Annotated in this window: 18 protein-coding genes; 14 read left to right on the forward strand and 4 right to left on the reverse strand. The window is 61.6% G+C overall.

Annotated features, from left to right (window positions below; translation table 11 throughout):
• Positions 1 to 11 precede the first annotated feature (11 nt).
• From HJC00_RS26455 to HJC00_RS26495, 9 genes are all read left to right on the forward strand, one after another.
• On the forward strand, positions 12 to 824 hold the full coding sequence (locus HJC00_RS26455) for a ScpA family protein (RefSeq protein ID WP_210631639.1): 813 nt from the start codon (positions 12 to 14) through the stop codon (positions 822 to 824).
• Positions 821 to 1,516 carry an SMC-Scp complex subunit ScpB gene (gene scpB / locus HJC00_RS26460; protein ID WP_210628128.1) on the forward strand — a complete coding sequence of 232 codons (696 nt, stop codon included), beginning with the start codon at positions 821 to 823 and terminating at the stop codon, positions 1,514 to 1,516. Before HJC00_RS26455 ends, scpB begins: the two co-directional genes overlap by 4 nt.
• Positions 1,517 to 1,698: 182 nt before the next feature.
• Positions 1,699 to 1,890 carry a twin-arginine translocase TatA/TatE family subunit gene (locus HJC00_RS26465; protein WP_011425113.1) on the forward strand — a complete coding sequence of 64 codons (192 nt, stop codon included), beginning with the start codon at positions 1,699 to 1,701 and terminating at the stop codon, positions 1,888 to 1,890.
• A 51-nt stretch (positions 1,891 to 1,941) separates the two neighbouring features.
• Positions 1,942 to 2,556, forward strand: a complete 615-nt coding sequence (tatB, locus tag HJC00_RS26470; RefSeq protein ID WP_221164827.1) for a Sec-independent protein translocase protein TatB — start codon at positions 1,942 to 1,944, stop codon at positions 2,554 to 2,556.
• Positions 2,553 to 3,380, forward strand: a complete 828-nt coding sequence (tatC, locus tag HJC00_RS26475; RefSeq protein ID WP_210628126.1) for a twin-arginine translocase subunit TatC — start codon at positions 2,553 to 2,555, stop codon at positions 3,378 to 3,380. The genes tatB and tatC overlap by 4 nt, the downstream gene beginning before the upstream one ends.
• 95 nt (positions 3,381 to 3,475) lie before the next feature.
• A complete protein-coding gene (gene serS, locus HJC00_RS26480; RefSeq protein ID WP_210628125.1) occupies positions 3,476 to 4,759 on the forward strand; it encodes a serine--tRNA ligase in 1,284 nt (427 codons plus the stop codon).
• A gap of 4 nt (positions 4,760 to 4,763) precedes the next feature.
• Positions 4,764 to 5,537: a 5'/3'-nucleotidase SurE gene (gene surE / locus HJC00_RS26485; protein WP_221164828.1), complete on the forward strand. Its 774-nt coding sequence runs from the start codon at positions 4,764 to 4,766 to the stop codon at positions 5,535 to 5,537.
• A complete protein-coding gene (locus HJC00_RS26490) occupies positions 5,534 to 6,187 on the forward strand; it encodes a protein-L-isoaspartate(D-aspartate) O-methyltransferase (protein ID WP_210628123.1) in 654 nt (217 codons plus the stop codon). The genes surE and HJC00_RS26490 overlap by 4 nt, the downstream gene beginning before the upstream one ends.
• A 184-nt stretch (positions 6,188 to 6,371) precedes the next feature.
• Complete coding sequence (locus HJC00_RS26495) at positions 6,372 to 7,958, forward strand: peptidoglycan DD-metalloendopeptidase family protein (protein WP_210628122.1); 1,587 nt, start codon at positions 6,372 to 6,374, stop codon at positions 7,956 to 7,958.
• A gap of 91 nt (positions 7,959 to 8,049) precedes the next feature.
• Here HJC00_RS26495 and HJC00_RS26500 read toward each other — a convergent pair whose 3' ends face one another.
• Positions 8,050 to 8,922 carry an ATP-binding protein gene (locus HJC00_RS26500; RefSeq protein ID WP_210628121.1) on the reverse strand — a complete coding sequence of 291 codons (873 nt, stop codon included), beginning with the start codon at positions 8,920 to 8,922 and terminating at the stop codon, positions 8,050 to 8,052.
• 205 nt (positions 8,923 to 9,127) lie between these two features.
• Between HJC00_RS26500 and yajC the strand changes: the two genes are divergently transcribed.
• The 5 genes from yajC to HJC00_RS26525 all read left to right on the forward strand — a co-directional run bounded on the left by yajC (position 9,128) and on the right by HJC00_RS26525 (position 13,851).
• Positions 9,128 to 9,475: a preprotein translocase subunit YajC gene (gene yajC / locus HJC00_RS26505; RefSeq protein ID WP_221164829.1), complete on the forward strand. Its 348-nt coding sequence runs from the start codon at positions 9,128 to 9,130 to the stop codon at positions 9,473 to 9,475.
• Between the two features lie 45 nt (positions 9,476 to 9,520).
• A complete protein-coding gene (secDF, locus tag HJC00_RS26510) occupies positions 9,521 to 12,061 on the forward strand; it encodes a protein translocase subunit SecDF (protein WP_221164830.1) in 2,541 nt (846 codons plus the stop codon).
• Between the two features lie 4 nt (positions 12,062 to 12,065).
• Complete coding sequence (locus HJC00_RS26515; RefSeq protein ID WP_184452546.1) at positions 12,066 to 12,452, forward strand: Mth938-like domain-containing protein; 387 nt, start codon at positions 12,066 to 12,068, stop codon at positions 12,450 to 12,452.
• Positions 12,453 to 12,454: 2 nt separating this feature from the next.
• On the forward strand, positions 12,455 to 13,312 hold the full coding sequence (locus HJC00_RS26520; RefSeq protein ID WP_210628118.1) for a phytoene/squalene synthase family protein: 858 nt from the start codon (positions 12,455 to 12,457) through the stop codon (positions 13,310 to 13,312).
• Between the two features lie 71 nt (positions 13,313 to 13,383).
• Positions 13,384 to 13,851: a hypothetical protein gene (locus HJC00_RS26525; protein ID WP_210628117.1), complete on the forward strand. Its 468-nt coding sequence runs from the start codon at positions 13,384 to 13,386 to the stop codon at positions 13,849 to 13,851.
• A 9-nt stretch (positions 13,852 to 13,860) separates the two neighbouring features.
• Here the strand turns inward: HJC00_RS26525 and trmFO are convergent, their stop codons facing one another.
• The 3 genes from trmFO to HJC00_RS26540 all read right to left on the reverse strand — a co-directional run bounded on the left by trmFO (position 13,861) and on the right by HJC00_RS26540 (position 15,991).
• Positions 13,861 to 15,294 (reverse strand): methylenetetrahydrofolate--tRNA-(uracil(54)-C(5))-methyltransferase (FADH(2)-oxidizing) TrmFO, encoded by a 1,434-nt coding sequence (trmFO, locus tag HJC00_RS26530; RefSeq protein WP_210628116.1) that lies wholly within the window; start codon positions 15,292 to 15,294, stop codon positions 13,861 to 13,863.
• A 106-nt stretch (positions 15,295 to 15,400) separates the two neighbouring features.
• The gene (locus tag HJC00_RS33185) at positions 15,401 to 15,544 is read right to left on the reverse strand and encodes a DUF1127 domain-containing protein (protein ID WP_004678841.1); all 144 of its coding nucleotides are present in this window, start codon (positions 15,542 to 15,544) and stop codon (positions 15,401 to 15,403) included.
• Positions 15,545 to 15,844: 300 nt separating this feature from the next.
• Entirely contained in the window at positions 15,845 to 15,991 is a 147-nt protein-coding gene (locus tag HJC00_RS26540) for a DUF1127 domain-containing protein (protein WP_004678838.1), read from the reverse strand.
• Positions 15,992 to 16,544 lie beyond the last annotated feature (553 nt).

Raw genomic sequence — 16,544 nt, forward strand, 5'->3', positions numbered from 1 at the left:
CGGCAACGCCGATGGACAAGCTGTGGCAGGAGAACGGCGCCGAGCGCGCCAGCCACGAGCCGGCGCTGGTGATCGACGTCGCCGGATTCGAAGGCCCGCTCGACCTGCTGCTCTACCTCGCCCGCAACCAGAAGGTCGACCTGTCGCGAATTTCCGTGTTGGCGCTCGCCGAGCAATATCTGCAGTTCGTCGAAAGCGCCCGGCGCATCCGCATCGAGCTTGCCGCCGACTATCTCGTCATGGCGGCCTGGCTTGCCTATCTCAAATCGCGGCTGCTCATTCCCCAGCAGGTCAAGGATGACGGTCCCTCGGGCGAAGAAATGGCGGCAAGCCTTGCTTTCCGCCTGAAGCGTCTCGAGGCCATGCGTCAGGCGGCGGATGGCCTCGTCAACCGCAACCGCCTCGGCCGCGATATCTTCGCCCGCGGTGCACCCGAGCATATTCCCGACCGGCAGCAATCCGCTTATGCGGCAAGCCTCTACGATCTCCTGACCGCCTATGCGGCGCTGCGTCAGCGCCATGCCGTCACCCAGGTGACGATCGAGAGGCGTAATGTCTGGTCGCTGACCGATGCCCGCGAGCTGCTGACCCAGATAATCGGCGAGGTCGGCGACTGGACGGCGATGGAACATTATCTGCTGCGTTATCTCGCAGGGCCTGAGGAACGCGTCACGGCGATCGCCAGCGCCTTTGCCGCCTCGCTAGAGCTGGTGCGCGAGGGCAAGCTCGAAATCCGCCAGGACGGCGCCTTTCAGCCGATTTTCATGCGTCGCGGTCCCAAGCACGCTACGCTGCAGGTGGTGGAACAGGAGCGGCCGGCTTGATCGATCCCAGGAGCGACGAGGGGGAAGGCCGCGACTTGCGGGCCGAGATCGAGGCCGAGCGCACCGCCGAGGCGCTGGTCTTCGCCTCCTCGCAGCCCGTTTCCGAAGTTTTCCTGGCCGAGCGCCTGCCGAGGGGCGCCGACGTGCGCGCGATCATGCTGCGCCTGAAGGAGCAATATGCGCCACGGGGCGTCAATCTGGTCCAGGTCGAAGGCGCCTGGGCCTTCCGCACCGCCGCCGATCTCTCCTTCGTCATCCGCCGTGACGACAACGAGGTGAAGAAGCTTTCGCGCGCCGCGCTGGAAGTGCTGGCAATCATCGCCTATCACCAGCCGGTGACGCGCGCCGAGATCGAGGATATCCGCGGCGTTCAAACCTCGCGCGGCACGCTCGACGTGCTGATGGAAGCCGGCTGGGTGCGGTTTCGCGGCCGCCGGCGCACACCGGGCCGGCCGGTGACATTGGGTACGACGCGCGATTTCCTCGACCATTTCGGCCTCGAGGAACTGCGCGATCTGCCCGGTCTCGAAGAATTGAAGGGGGCGGGCCTGTTGTCGGGCCGTATCCCGGCGAATTTCAATATTCCGTCGCCGTCGATGAACGACGAATTGACCGAGGACGAAGATCCGATCACCCAGATGGATCTCGAAGAACTCGGGTTGCTCGCCCCCCGTTCTACCTCCGAAGATTGAAGGACTTCCTCTTGCTTTTGCCATGCAAGACGAAAACAATGGTGCTCACGATTTTTCGATGGGTCAGTGGCTTGTCATAAAGGGCGATACCGTGACATTAAGCGCAGTTCAAAGGGCTTAATGTTGGAAACGGTGTCAGAAATCCTTACATCGTGGGAACATCGAAACAGGGAGTTAGAGTGATGGGTTCTCTTAGCATGTGGCACTGGCTGATCGTTCTGGTCATCGTGCTGTTGTTGTTCGGTCGCGGCAAGATTCCGGAACTGATGGGCGATGTTGCCAAGGGCATCAAAAGCTTCAAGAAGGGCATGACGGACGAAGACGCGCCGGAAACGGCAAAGACCGTCGATCACAAGGCCGACGAAACGAAGTAATCAAGTCCGGGAAAAAGCGCAGCCCCCGCGCTTCCCGTCCAGGAGCCTTGCATGTTCGATATTGGCTGGACCGAGCTTTTGGTCATCGCGGTCGTGCTGATCGTCGTTGTCGGTCCGAAGGATTTGCCGCCGATGCTGCGCGCTTTCGGCAAGATGACGCAGCGCGCCCGCAAGGTTGCGGGTGAGTTTCGGGCGCAATTCGACGAAGCGTTGCGCGAAGCCGAGCTTGACGATGTCCGCCAGACGATCAGCGACGCCCAGAAGCTCAACCCGGTTAATAGCCTGCGCGAGGCGATGAACCCGCTTCGCCAGATGGGCAACGAGATCAAGGCCGACTTGCAGAAGACGACTGTGGCTCCGGAAAATAAGACCGAAGTGCCGCCGGCTGCCGTCTCGGCCCCGACGCCGACGATGAGCCTGCCGGAAACGCCGCCCCTGGTGCCGGCGCCTGCGCAGCCCGAGCCCGTCGCAGCAGCGACTGCCCGGGCCGATACGGTTGCCGGCAAGCCGAAGGCCGTGCGCAAGCCACGCGTCAAGGCCGCCGACAAGGTCGATGCCGCCGAAGTCGTTGCCGTACCTGTGGAAAAGCCGAAGCGGGCCGCGGCGGTCAGGAAGCCTGCAACGTCGAAGAAGCCGACGCAGACGAAGAAGAAGGACGAGGCATGAGCGGTGATATCGAAGACAAGCCGCAGCCGCTGATCGAGCACCTGATGGAGCTGCGCACACGGCTGATCTGGTCGATCGGCGCGTTTTTCGTGGCTTTCATCGCATGCTTCTTCTTTGCCAAGCATCTCTTCAACTACCTGGTCATTCCCTACAAGACGGCTGTGGAGTGGGCGCATCTCGACGTCGAGAAGGCCCAGCTGATTTATACGGCGCCCCAGGAGTTCTTCTTTACCCAGGTCAAGGTGGCGATGTTCGGCGGCCTGGTGGTCGCTTTCCCCATCATTGCCGCCCAAGTCTATAAGTTCGTGGCACCCGGCCTCTACAAGAACGAGCGCCAGGCCTTCCTGCCGTTCCTTATCGCGTCGCCGGTCCTGTTCCTGATGGGGGCTGCGCTCGTCTATTTCTTCTTTACGCCGATGGTCATGTGGTTCTTCCTGTCGATGCAGCAGGCGCCGGGTCATGACGAGGTGGCGATCTCGCTGATGCCGAAGGTCTCGGAATATCTGAGCCTCATCATGACGCTGGTCTTCTCCTTCGGCCTCGTCTTCCAACTGCCCGTCATCACGACTCTGCTTGCCCGCGTCGGTCTGCTGACGTCGCAATGGCTCGCCGAAAAGCGCAAGTTCGCCATCGTGCTCGCCTTCGTCGTCGCCGCCGTGCTGACGCCGCCGGATCCGATGTCCCAGATCGGTCTTGCGCTACCAACGATCCTTCTCTACGAGATTTCCATCTATGCGGCGCGACTCGTGGAGCGCCAGCGTGCCCGGCAGGCGCTCGAAAAGGAAAGCGGATCCGCGGACGTTGCCAAGACCGACAGCGTCTGAGGCGATCCGGAAATCCTTTTATGACGCCGTCTCATCCGGTCGAGGCCCGGTCAGGCTTTGGCCGGTCATTTCTGTTGCAACGACCTGGAACGACGATGCTCGATATCAAATGGATCCGTGAGAATCCCGAAGCGCTCGATGCCGCTCTTGCCAAGCGCGGCGCGGAGCCTCTGGCCCAAAGTCTCGTGGCCCTCGATGAAAAGCGCCGCTCCGCCGTGCAAAAGACGCAGGATCTGCTGTCCCGCCGCAACGCCGCATCCAAGGAGATCGGCGCAGCGATGGCCCAGAAGAACGGCGAGCTTGCCGAGAAGCTGAAGGCCGAGGTCGCCGAACTGAAGAACTTGCTGCCGGCGATCGAGGAAGAGGACCGTCAGCTGACGGCCGAACTCAACGACGCTCTCTCGCGCATCCCGAACGTGCCCTTCGACGACGTTCCTGTCGGCAAGGACGAGCACGACAATGTCGTCAGCCGCATCGTTGGCGAAAAGCCGCGTTGGAACCACACGCCGAAGGAGCATTTCGAAATCGGCGAGGCGCTCGGCTATATGGATTTCGACCGTGCTGCCAAGCTCTCCGGTTCGCGCTTCACGGTTCTGACCGGGCCGCTCGCGAGACTTGAACGGGCGCTCGGCCAGTTCATGATCGACCTTCACACCAGCGAGCACGGCTATACCGAAGTCAGCTCGCCGCTGATGGTGCGCGCCGAAGCGGTGTTCGGCACCGGCAGCCTGCCGAAGTTCGAAGAGGATCTGTTCAAGACGACGGACGGTCGCTACCTCATTCCGACGGCTGAGGTGACGCTGACCAATCTGGTGCGCGAGGAAATCCTCGACCAGGAAAAGCTGCCGCTGCGCTTCACCGCCTTGACCCCGTCCTTCCGCTCGGAAGCGGGCTCGGCCGGCCGCGACACGCGCGGCATGCTGCGCCAGCACCAGTTCTGGAAATGCGAGCTCGTTTCGATCACCGATGCCGAGAGCTCCATTGCCGAGCATGAAAGGATGACCGCCTGTGCGGAGGAGGTGCTGAAGCGCCTCGGTCTGCATTTCCGCACGGTGACGCTTTGCACCGGCGACATGGGCTTCGGCTCGCGCAAGACCTACGATCTCGAAGTCTGGCTGCCGGGGCAGAACACTTTCCGCGAGATCTCCTCCTGCTCGGTCTGCGGCGATTTCCAGGCCCGGCGCATGAACGCGCGCTACCGCGGCAAGGACGAGAAGAGCAACAAGTTCGTTCACACGCTGAACGGATCCGGCACTGCCGTCGGCCGCTGCCTGATCGCCGTCCTTGAAAATTATCTGAACGAAGACGGCTCCGTCACGATTCCGGGCGTTTTGCTGCCCTATATGGGCGGAATGACCAAGATCGAACGGGCGGCCTGAGGCGATGCGCATCCTGCTCACGAATGACGATGGCATCCATGCCGAAGGCCTTGCTGCGCTGGAGCGGATCGCCCGCATACTGTCCGACGACGTCTGGATCGTGGCGCCCGAGACCGACCAGAGCGGCCTGGCCCATTCGCTGAGCCTTTCCGAGCCGTTGCGGCTGCGCAAGATTTCCGACAAGCATTTCGCCTTGCGCGGCACGCCGACGGATTGCGTCATCATGGGCATCCGGCAGGTGATGGACATCAAGCCTGATCTCGTTCTCTCCGGCGTCAATTCGGGTTCGAACGTAGCAGACGACGTGACCTATTCCGGCACGATCGCGGGCGCCATCGAAGGCACGATGCAGGGCGTGCGCTCCTTTGCGCTGAGCCAAGCTTACCTTTACGAGAACGGCGCGCGCATCGTGCCTTGGGAGGTCTGCGAAGCGCATGCGCCGGCTCTTCTGGAAAAGCTGATGGTGCTCGACCTGCCGGAGGGCACGTTCCTCAATCTCAACTTCCCGAACTGCCGTCCCGACGAGGTCGATGGCGCCGAGGTCACCATGCAGGGCAAGCTTGCCTTCAACCTGCAGGTCGAGGCTCGCTCCGATGGCCGGGGTTTTCCCTATTACTGGCTGAAGTTCGGCGAACGTGCCGGTGCCTTCATCGAAGGTACCGATATTCACGCCTTGAAGCATAATAAGATTTCGGTAACGCCTTTGAAACTGGATCTGACCGATTATTCCGTGACGGACCGCGTGGCGCGGGCCCTGGGATACGGAGCACAAGTTTGACGGCAAGACTGGCGGAGAAGGAGGGCTTCGCGGCGCTTGTCCTCAGACTGCGCGCCGAAGGCATATCCGATCTCGATCTGCTGACGGCGGTCGAGCAGACGCAGCGCTCGCTATTCGTGCCGCCGCAATTTTCCGACGACGCCTATTCGAGCCGGACGATACCGATCGAATGTGGCTCCTTCCTTGAAGGCATCGATTTTGTCGTCCGCATCCTGCATCACCTGAAGCTCAAACCGGGGCAGCGCGTCCTGGAAGTCGGCACCGGCAGCGGCTTCACCGCCGCTGTCATGGGCCGTCTGGCCGAGCGTGTTCTGTCGATCGACCGCTACAAGACGCTGACGACGGCCGCACAGCGGCGCATGGAATCGCTTGGTTTGCGCAACGTCGTCATCCGCCACGCCGACGGCAGCGCCGGCATGCAGGGAGAGGGCACTTTCGACCGTATCCTGGTCACCGCCGCATTCAATGCCATGCCGCGCTTTTATACCGACCAACTCGTTTCCGGTGGTTCGATGATTGCGCCGCTGATGATTTCGGAGAATGAGTGTCGCATGGTGCGGCTGACGAAAACCGGCAGCCGTTTCGAACGCGAGGAACTGTTCGAAGCGCCCTATCTGCCGATCGTTCCGCGTCTTGCCTCGCTGCTGTAGAGGCGGCGTCCGAAAGCCCGCGCAGTTTTCGGCATCACCTTCCAGACACTGCGATTTTTCACCCGTAAGCTATGGTTATCAACTTCTCAAAAATATCGCACTGATTCCAGCGTCTTAACCACGTGGTAATACTAACGCGTTTTAATAGACTCACAAATGGTTGCGTTCTCAGTGGGTCGAGTCAATGCGTTTCAGTCTTTCGCCGAAGTTCGGTAAGTCGGCCGGTAATCTCCTGGTTGTGGGCCTGCTGGCGAGTACCGCAACGGGCTGCAGTTCCGATGTGACACGGTTCGGCGGCCTGTTTTCCTCCTCAGGGCAGGATCAGATCACCACCAGTTCCATTCCGCGCGGCGGTCAGCAAGGTGATCCGGTGCCGCGCGCCGATCTCGGCGGTTCCGCCGTCGCCACCCAGTCGGGTTACGGTGGCAACAATACGCTGAATCAGCCCTATCCGGCGCGCCAGGGTTACGAGCCGGTGCGCACGTCGAGCGCACGCATGGCTTCCTCGCCGGTGTCGATACAGCGTTCCGAACTCGCTGCTCCGACGGCTGTCGCGCCCTCTCGCCAGCGGGAAAGGGAAGTTGCGCTTGCCCAGCCTTTCCCGGCTTCAACGCAGCCTGAAAAACCGCGGCTCGTAGCGCCGGCTGCCCCGAAGCCGACGCCCGATTCTTTGACGACGGGCACGACGCCGAAGGTTTCCGGCTGGTCCGCGACCAACGCGCCTTCTGTCACGCTGCGTCCGGGTGAGAGCATTGCGACGTTATCGCGGCGCTTTGGCGTTCCGGAAAAGGAAATCCTGCGCGTCAACAATCTGAAAATGGCCTCGGCCGCCAAGCCTGGCCAGGCAATTCTGATCCCGACTTTCAACGGCGGCAATGCCGCCAAGGCGGCCTCGCAAGCGACCGATCTTTCCAAGCCCGGCAATATGCCCGACCCGGCCAAGGCGCCGGAACAGAAGGTCGCTGTCGTCCCCGGCGCCAATTCCGCGCGGGACAAGGCCGTGGCGAGCGCCGATCCCACCGGCAAGGTTCCGGTTGGCGCCGGCAAGGACCCGAAGACGCCGGCCGGCAGCTATGTCGTGAAGCAGGGCGATTCTCTGGCGAAGATCGCGAAGGCCACCGGCACCAACATCGACGATCTCAAGGCCGCCAACAATCTTTCGGCGAATTCGCTGCGCGTCGGACAGGCCCTGAAGCTCCCGAACGGCGGTGCCGACACTGTCAAGACCGCCTCGATCCCGGCTGAGAAGGTCGATTCGAAGCCGGCTGATCCGGCGCCCGCTCAACAGACCGCGTCCGTTCAGCCTGCGCCCTACAAGGCGCCGGTCGCCACGCAGACCGTTGACGATGTCGAGAAGAAGTCCGACGTCAGCTCCGACGCGCCGGAATCGACCGGCATCGGCAAGTATCGCTGGCCGGTCCGCGGCCAGGTGATTGCCGCCTATGGCGCCAACGTCAACGGCAACCGCAATGACGGCATCGATATCTCGGTCCCGCAGGGCACGCCGATCAAGGCCGCGGAAAACGGCGTCGTCATTTACGCAGGCAACGGCCTGAAGGAGCTCGGCAACACGGTTCTCGTCCGTCACGACGACGGCACCGTCACCGTCTACGGCAACGCCGACACGCTGAGTGTCACTCGCGGTCAGAAGATTCAGCGCGGTCAGACCGTCGCCGTCTCCGGCATGAGCGGCGATGTCAAGCAGCCGCAGGTCCATTTCGAGGTGCGCAAGGACGCCTCACCGGTCAACCCGATGACTTTCCTGGAATAGGTATAGCGTACCAGGAGCGCAAAAGCCCGGCCACCAGCCGGGCTTTTGTCATTTTAAGATCTCGTCGCGTCGATTCCGTTTCGAGAGGCGCCTACGTCCGGTCGATATGAACGCGTGTGCGTCCGGCCAGATCCTGGATATATTGCCAAGCGACGCGGCCGGAGCGCGCGCCGCGCGTCGTTGCCCATTCCAGCGCCTCGGCATGCATTTTGTCACGGTCGAGTCCGAGCTTGAAGTGATCGGCATAGCCGTCGATCATGCCGAGATAGTCTTCCTGGCTGCATTTGTGAAAGCCGAGCCAAAGACCGAAGCGGTCGGACAGCGAGACCTTTTCCTCGACAGCCTCCGATGGATTGATCGCCGTCGACTGCTCGTTTTCCATCATGTGACGCGGCAGAAGATGGCGCCGATTTGACGTGGCGTAGAAGAGCACATTGTCGGGTCGCCCTTCGACGCCGCCATCGAGTGCCGCCTTCAGCGACTTGTAGGCGGTGTCGTCGTGATCGAAGGAAAGGTCGTCGCAGAAGACGATCACACGGTACGGCGTGTCTTTCAGGAGGTCGAGCAGGTTGGGCAGGCTGGCAATATCCTCCCGATGCACTTCAACCAGCTTCAGCGGCGCGCCGCTTTCCCGCCGGACATCCTCATGCACGGCCTTAACAAGCGAGGATTTGCCCATGCCGCGCGCGCCCCAGAGGAGCACGTTGTTGGCGGCATAACCCTCGGCAAACCGCACCGTATTCTCATGCAGGATATCGCGCACATGGTCGACGCCGCGGATGAGCTTCAGCGCCACCCGGTTCGGCTTCTTCACCGGCTGCAGATACTGACGCAACGGTGCCCAGACGAAACAGTCGGCCGCATTCCAATCGTTGGCGGCAGGTGCCGGCCCGGCCAGACGCTGCACGGCGTCAGCGAGCCTTTTTAGTTCGGCAAGCAGGGCGGTGTTGATTTCCTCGGTCATCATGGGCCTCCTGATTTCTCGCTGCGCCAAGCCGCTTTGATCTTTCGATGCCGCCTACCATGGCGTTTTGCCGGCGGAAAGGTTATGAGGCAGCGAAATCGGTACTGTTCCCGGCTGTTTCTGTTGCATTCATCCAAGCGGCAACTATAGTCCGGCAACCTGAAAAGCAGGCGGAGTTCCGCCACAGAAGCCTGAGGAGTTTAGCATGTTCATCACCCCGGCATTCGCCCAGACTGCGACCGATACCGCAACAGGATTCGGCGGTCCCGGTTTCGAAATGATCATCCTGTTCGTGCCGCTGATGGTCGTCTGGTATTTCCTGCTGATCCGGCCGCAGCGCGCGCAGGCCAAGAAGCGTGAGGAAACTCTCAAGGCGATCCGCCGTGGCGATCAGATCGTGACCGGCGGCGGTCTTGTCGGCAAGGTGACGAAGGTCGTCGATGATAAGGAAGTCGAGGTCGAGATTGCCGAAGGTGTTCGCGTGCGCATCGTCCGCAGCGGCATTTCGGACGTTCGCGTCAAGGGTGAGCCCGTCAAGGCCGACGCGGCGTAACAAGCGATAACGGCGGAACCGCCGGATCGGAAGATCGTCGAGAGAATGTTGCATTTTTCCCGCTTGAAAACACTTCTGATTTGGCTGGTTGCGTTTGCGGCCGTCGTCGTTGCTGCGCCCAATCTCCTGAGCGAGGCGCAGCGCTCGTCTCTGCCGACATGGTGGCAAAACGACCGCGTGACACTCGGTCTCGACCTGCAGGGCGGTTCCCATATCGTTCTGAAGGTCGAGCGTTCCGATATCGTCAAAGACCGCTTGGAAGAGACCGTCGCGAATGTGCGCAAGGCGCTGCGAGGTGCCGGCATCCGCTATACCGGCCTGACCGGCAACGGCCAGACAGTCACTGTCCGGATTACCGATCCGGCTGAGGCGAAAAAGGCAGTCGATCTCCTGAAGCCTCTGACGAACGGTGACGAACATTCAGGGCCTGGCCTTGCGCTTCGACAGGGCGAGGAAGGGCAGCTCTCACTGCAGATATCCGATGCCGGCATCACCGCCGACATCGCCTCGGCCCGCAGCCGGTCGCTCGACATCGTTGGCCGCCGCATCGCCGGCTTCGGCTATGAAGACTTTCAGGTTCGCCCCGATGGCGACGACCGGATCGTCGTGCAGGTGCTGGGATCCGTCGATGCGGAGCGGCTGAAGAATATTCTAAACCAGCCGGCAAAGCTTTCCTTTCATCTGCTCGACGAAAGCATGTCGGGACAGGAGGCGCTGAACGGCCGCTGGCCGGCCAGCTCGGAGGTGCTCTATTCGCTCGACGATCCGCCTGTTCCGTATCTCGTCGACCGCACGGCATTCGTCACCGGCAGCAACATGATCGATATCGAGCCTGTCGTCGATCCGCAGACGCAGGATACCTCGATTGACTATCGCCTCGATGCGGAGGGTACTCAGCGGCTGGCGCAGGCGACAGCGCAAAATATCGGCAGGCACCTTGCCATCGTCTTTGACGATCAGGTGATGTCTGCGCCGGTCATCGATGCGGCGATCATCGGCGGCGAGGGCCGGATTTCGGCGAATTTCTCCGAGGATGGCGTTCGCGACCTTGCGGTGATGCTGCGCGCCGGCGCCATGCCGGCGACGCTGACGAGCGTCGAGGAGCGCAGCGTCAGCCCGAGCTTCGGCGCCGACTCCATCTTCTCCGGCCTGGTTGCCGGTCTCGTCGCCGTCGTGCTGGTCGCAGCGCTGATGATCGCGCTCTACCGTATTCTCGGCGCCATCGCCGTCGTCTCGCTCTTCGTCAATCTGATCTTCATCGTCGCTGCGCTCAGCCTTGCCGGCGCCACGCTGACTTTGCCCGGTATTGCCGGCATCGTGCTTATCGTCGGCATGGCGGTCGATTCCAACGTGCTGATCTATGAGCGCATCCGCGAAGAGGAAAGAGCCAGTTCCTCCTTTGCGCAGGCCGTCGGCCGCGGCTTCTCGCGCGCCTTCGCAACGATCGTCGACGCGAATGTCACGATCTTCATCGCCGCCATCATTCTCCTGTTTCTCGGCAGCGAGTCCATTCGCGGGTTCGCGGTGACGCTGGCGGTCGGCATTCTGACGACTGTCATCACGGCTTTCACGCTGACGCACTCGATCGTCGCCGCCTGGCTGAAAGCGCGCCATCCCAGGCATCTGCCGAAGAGCGTTCTCGCGCATCTTTTCGAGCACGCCAATGTGCGTTTCATGGGAATCCGCCGTTATGTCTTCACGGCGTCGGCAGTGATCTCGCTGACCGCGATGGCGGCCTTTGCCACCGTTGGCCTGCAGCTCGGCATCGATTTCACCGGCGGCTCGCTCATCGAGGTGACGGCGAAACAGGGCAATGCCGACATCGCTGATCTCAAATCACGCCTCGACGATCTCAATCTTGGCGAGGTCAGCGTCGAGCGTACGGGCGGCCTTTCGAATGCGCGGATCCGCATCGCGTCCCAGGGCGGCGGCGAGAATGCCGAGCAATCGGCGGCGACGCTGGTGCGCGGCGAACTCGAGGCCGATTACGATTTCCGCCGCGTCGAGGTCGTCGGGCCCGCCATCTCGGGCGAATTGACGATGATGGCTACGCTCGGTGTCGCAGCCGCACTCGCGGCGATCCTGATCTATATCTGGATCCGTTTCGAATGGCAGTTCGCCGTCGGCGCCATCATTGCCACACTGCACGACGTCATCATCATGCTCGGTCTCTTCGTGCTGACCGGCATCGAGTTCAACCTGACGAGCATCGCCGCCGTGCTGACCATCCTCGGTTATTCCCTGAACGACACGGTCGTCGTCTATGACCGCATGCGCGAGAATCTTGAACGATACAGGAAGATGCCGCTGCCGATCCTGATCGATGCCTCGATCAACCAGACATTGTCGCGCACCGTCCTGACGGCGGCGACGACATTGCTCGCCTTGCTGGCGCTCTATCTGTTCGGCGGCGACGTCATCCGCTCCTTCTCCTTTACGATGCTCTTCGGAGTAGCTCTCGGCACTTTCTCTTCGATCTATATCGCTGCTCCCGTGTTGATCGTCTTCCGGCTGCGGCCGGAGGCTTCCGACGGAGAAGAGAGCAACAAGACAGATGCTGGTCGAAAATCCGGCACGGTGGTTTGAAAACATGGCAAAAGGCATAGAAATCCGCGCGGCGCATTTTCCCGGCCGGGCTCCGATCGACACCTACGGCAATGGCGGTTTCCGTTTTGCCGACATGTCGCATCGCGGCTCGATCCTTTGCCTGCCCTCCGGCATTTACGGCTGGGACATGGACATGTCGAAGCCGCTGTCGCCTGAAAATTTCCGCCGTGTGCTTGATGAGGCTGATGATATCGAGGTTCTGCTCGTCGGCACCGGAACCGAGCTTCGCCGTCTGCCCGACGAATTGAAACAGGCGCTGAAGGCGCGGGGCATTTCTTCCGATCCGATGAGCACGGGTGCCGCGGTACGCACCTTCAACATCATGCTGTCGGAGCAGCGCGCCGTCGCGGCGGCGTTGATTGCGGTCTGACGATGGCTGATGCGAAGATAGCGACCAACCAGGACGTCTGCCTGGCGATGCTGCGCGACAATGATCGCGACCGATATCTCGCCTGTCTTCTGTCGCCGGAGGAGAAACGCGGCGCGCTAGCGGCCCTTTACGCGTTCAATGCGGAGCTTGCCCGCATCCGCGACCTTGTGCACGAGCCGCTGCCTGGCGAAGTGCGCATGCAATACTGGCGTGACCTGCTAGAAGGCAGCGCGCATGGCTCGACGGCCGCCAATCCCGTCGCCGCCGCACTTCTGACCGCGATCGAAACCCATCGCCTGCCGCGCAGGACGCTGCTCAATATGATCGACGCCCGCACCTTCGACCTCTACGACGATCCAATGGAGACGCGGGTCTCGCTCGAAGGTTATGCCGGAGAAACGGCCTCCGCGCTGATCCAGCTGGCAAGCCTCGTGCTTTCGCCGGAGGCCGCCCCGCGCTCGGCGGATGCCGCCGGCTATGCTGGCGTCGCACAGGCGATTGCCGGGCTGTTGCTGCTGATGCCGCTGCATCGCCGCCGCGGCCAGATCTATATTCCGCTGCAGATCCTTGCGGCCACCGGCCTCGATCGCGACGCCTTCCTCGCCGGCGAAGACCGGCCGCGCATCTCGGCCGCCATCGAGGCCTTCGCCGGCCTCGGCCTTGAGCATCTGGCAAAGGCGAGAGGGGCAGGGGCGATTGCACCAGCCGTGTTCCCGGCCTTCCTGCCCGCAACGCTGGCCGAACCGGTGCTGCTCAAGGCGCAGAGGCGGGGTGTTCTCCTGTTCGACCGGCCGCTGCAATCGCCGCAATGGCGCCGCCAGCTCAGAATGGCGCTGGCAGCGGGCCGCCGAAAAATCTGATATCGGTCAAATTCGCGCAAGTCTCGCGCACTACAAGGTCCTTACCACTATGCTTTGAACGGAGATTCGGCGTGGGCATTATCGTCTGGTGCGTCCTTTTCGCCATCGTCATCTTCTTTGCTTTCGTGGCCACACGCATGGCCGCGCAAAACAAGGAGGACAGTCTGCACGACACCGGTCTGGCCATCATCGAGTTCGGCCGCGCCTTTCCCAACGAGGCGATCCGCCAGCTGCAGGCGACGGAAAACGGTCAGGCGATCTTTGTGCGCCTGCACGACAACAAGGCCGGCCTCATGCGCAACATGGCACGCCATTTCTCTTGCCATCTGATCGAGCCCGGCCGCGTGCGTGCCGTAAGCACCGAGACGGGCAGGGGGTTGGCGATCGAATTTCTCGATGCGCCCAGCCACAATGGCAGATTCGAGTTTGCTTCGCCGAAGGAGGCTTCCGAAGTTGCGCTCTGGCTGCTCGGCAATTACATCGCCGAGCCGGATAAGGATCTGCCATCCGACAGTATTTCCGCAGCCAACAAGCAGTAGAACAGCTGCTTAGGCACTTTCGGCAAAGGTCGGTGTCTGACCGAGCCAGGCGGCGCAGTCTGCAAGCGCGCGACGTGCAATCAACTGCCGTTTCATGATCGTTTTGTCCTTGCCGCGAAAGCGCTTGAGGCCCTCGGGCTTGACGATCGAGCCGGGCTCGAGCTCCGGAAACAGCCCGAAATTGATGTTCATCGGCTGGAACGATCGCTTGCCCGGCTCCTCGTCGGTCACAATGTGCCCGCCGGTGATATGACCGAGCAGCGAACCGAGCGCCGTCGTCGCCGGCGGCAGCGAGATCGCCTCGCCCTTGCGTTCGGCAGCGGCGAAACGCCCGGCCATCAGACCCACGCTGGCGCTTTCCACATATCCCTCGCAGCCGGTGATCTGGCCCGCAAAACGCAGGCCCGGCCGTGATTTCAGCGTCAGCGACGGGTCGAGCAGAGTGGGGGAATTGATGTAGGTGTTGCGGTGCAGGCCGCCGAGTCGGGCAAAATCCGCGTTTTGAAGACCGGGAATCATCCGGAAGATTTCCGCCTGCGCGCCATATTTCAATTTCGTCTGGAAACCGACCATGTTGTAGAGGGTGCCGAGCGCGTTGTCCTGACGTAGCTGCACGACCGCATAGGCCTTGACGCTGGGGTTATGCGCATTTGTCAGCCCCATCGGCTTCATCGGCCCGTGGCGCAGCGTCTCGCGGCCGCGTTCGGCCATGACCTCGATCGGCAGGCAGCCGTCGAAATAGGGGGTGCCTTCCCATTCCTTGAAGCCGACCGTGTCGCCTGCGATCAACGCGTCGACGAAGGCGTTGTATTGCGCTTCGTCCATCGGGCAGTTGATGTAATCCTTGCCGGTGCCGCCGGGGCCGACCTTGTCGTAGCGCGACTGATACCAGCAGATATCCATGTCGATGCTCTCTCGGTAGACGATCGGAGCGATGGCGTCGAAAAAGGCGAGCGAATCCTCACCGGTCTCCGCCTGGATGGCGCTGGCGAGCGACGGCGCTGTCAGCGGTCCGGTGGCGACGATGGCAAGATCCCAGTCGCTTGGCGGCAGGCCGGTGACCTCTTCGCGCACGATGGTGATGAGCGGGTGGTCGTGGATGGCGCGGGTCACGGCATCCGAAAAGCCGTCGCGATCGACGGCGAGCGCGCCGCCGGCCGGTACCTGATGGCGGTCGGCAGCGGCCATGATCAGCGAGCCCGCCATGCGCATTTCCGCATGGATGACGCCGACGGCATTGCTTGTCGCATCGTCGGAACGGAAGGAATTGGAGCAGACGAGTTCGGCGAGATCGTCGGTCTTGTGCGCATCCGTGCCGCGCACGCCGCGCATCTCATGCAGGATGACGGGAACGCCCACACTGGCGATCTGCCACGCGGCTTCCGAACCGGCAAGCCCGCCGCCGACGACGTGGATAGGGGAGTAGGAAGAGATCGTGTTCATTCCGGGCTGATATCATGTCGGCAGGTGCGATCCAACACCCCGGAATCAAAAACGGCGCCGATGATGGCGCCGTCTTGAAACATCGTGCCCGTTGCCAGAACCGCGATTAGCGGAAAGACCGGGATGCGATGTTGCGGATGTCGTAGCGGCTGACGCCGATATCGGACAGGGTCTGGTTCGACAGGCTGCCGAGTTCATTGAGTGTACGACGATAGCTGAGCCAGCTTTTTGCGATGCGGATCGGGTTCATTGTCTTCTTCCTCGAACAAACGTCCGCGGGACGGCGGGATCGCCTGTCTCTCTGCGGTTGATGTTTATATAGGCGATATCGGTCGCATTGTGCAGTGCAAATAAAAGGCGTCTGCCATGCAATTGTGCACGATGATGCTCTCAATTTGAGCGGTGAATAATTTTTAAGCGGGCGAAAGAGCTGGGAAGGTCGCAACCGGAGCGGCGGCGGATTGCGTGCAAATGAAAACGCCCGCTGCGGTGCAGCGGGCGTTTCAATCATTGGCGGATCTGCTCGGGAGGAAGCAGCGATCGACTTGAATTAGCGAGAAGAAGCCTCGCGGGCAACGCGGTGAATGTCCGAACGGTCGATGCCGAGGTCATGCAATTCGCGGTTGGTCATGCGGCCGAGTTCCGTGACCGTCTGACGATACTTGCGCCAGTTGTTGAAAGAGCGAGTGATGTTCATGTTGGGCCCCTTTCCGAGGGTTTGATCTGCCAGCAGCCACCGATCGGCGCTGAGCTCTATTTGATGGCTGGAATATATGTTGCGACGCGAAGAACGAAAACAGCCAAGTTTTCAAGTCACCCATGCGATCTGTGCAATGCTTTACACAATCTTACCGCAGTCTGGTCAACGAATAGGCAAAATAATCCCTGGAGAATTCTGCCTGTTCTCCCGCTCGCTCGGTCTTGCGATGAAGCAAAGCTGCCCCTCTCGCGATCGGCCCGACCGCGTTTTGCGCTGAGGCGCCAAGCTGTTCATTCATCCCAATGCCGGTGGCAAAGCAATGGGCTCGCGATGCGGTCCCATCAGTTCATGAGGCGGAGCTTCTAGTGCCAAGCTTTGCCGCCAGGGCTGTAATGCGAATGCCGATAAGTGGTTGAATTACAGGCTGTGTTGTCGTCAAAATAAAACGCCCGCCGGGGGAGGATCCGGCGGGCGCATTATATTGACTGGCAACTGGGAGGAGGAGTGTTGCCAGTCTATCGCAACGCGCTCGGGAGGAGTGCGCGGCTGC

This window comes from Rhizobium sp. NLR22b (genome assembly GCF_019685295.1).
Classification (GTDB): Bacteria; Pseudomonadota; Alphaproteobacteria; order Rhizobiales; family Rhizobiaceae; genus Rhizobium.